Raw genomic sequence first — 732 nt, 5'->3', positions numbered from 1 at the left:
AAGGCCGGATCCCCGTACGAACCCGTCAGTTCCCCGAACGGACGGTGGCCGGAGCCGGCGGTGTGATCCTCCTCAGTACACGCATGTCGCCAGATACCCGTGACCGGTGCATACGTTGTTCTGGCCGGACAACGTGACCACCGGAAACCGTCACGGAACCCATGAAGGTCAGGAGTACACGACCAATGATCATAAGTGCGCACGTGGGCGCCGGAGCGCTGATCGGCACCGCACTGCGTCGGCCTCTTCCCGCATTTGCCGCCGGGTTCGTCTCCCACCTCGCCATGGACATGGTGCCGCACTGGGGAGCCGGCCCGGGGCGGAGCTGGGTTCCGGTGGCCCGCCGCGACGGCGTGGCCGGGCTGGCCGCCATGGGCATCCTGACCGCGGCCGCGCCGCCGGGGCGCCGGCTCGCGCTCCTGGCGGCCATGAGCGGGGCCTGTCTGCCCGACACCGACAAGATCGGCATCTACTTCGTCGGACGCAGCCCGTGGCCGCGCGGCTTCGACCGCTTCCACGGGCGCATCCAGCGGGAGTCCACCGACCTGCTGCCCCGGGACGTTCTTGTCGCCGCCGCGCTCAGCACGGCCGCCGGCGGGCTGCTGCACCTGCTGGGCCGGAGGCGGGGGCCGAGCCCGAACCGGCTGGTACGGCCGTGAGGCCCGACGGGCTCCCGTTCCCCGTGCGGCGGCCTGCCCCAGGCGGCCCTCGCCCTGGGCCCGGTCCTCAGAG

General features: G+C 72.4%; 1 protein-coding gene. It reads left to right on the top strand.

What is annotated here, in order from left to right; all coding sequences use genetic code 11:
• Positions 1–185 precede the first annotated feature (185 nt).
• The gene (locus AC5LUJ_RS03070) at positions 186–659 is read left to right on the top strand and encodes a hypothetical protein (protein WP_250284127.1); all 474 of its coding nucleotides are present in this window, start codon (positions 186–188) and stop codon (positions 657–659) included.
• The last annotated feature ends 73 nt before the right edge of the window (positions 660–732 follow it).

Source organism: Protofrankia sp. CiP1_Cm_nod3 (assembly GCF_982290655.1).
Note: the sequence above shows the minus strand (reverse complement) of the source record. Positions and strands in the feature narration are given on the sequence as shown.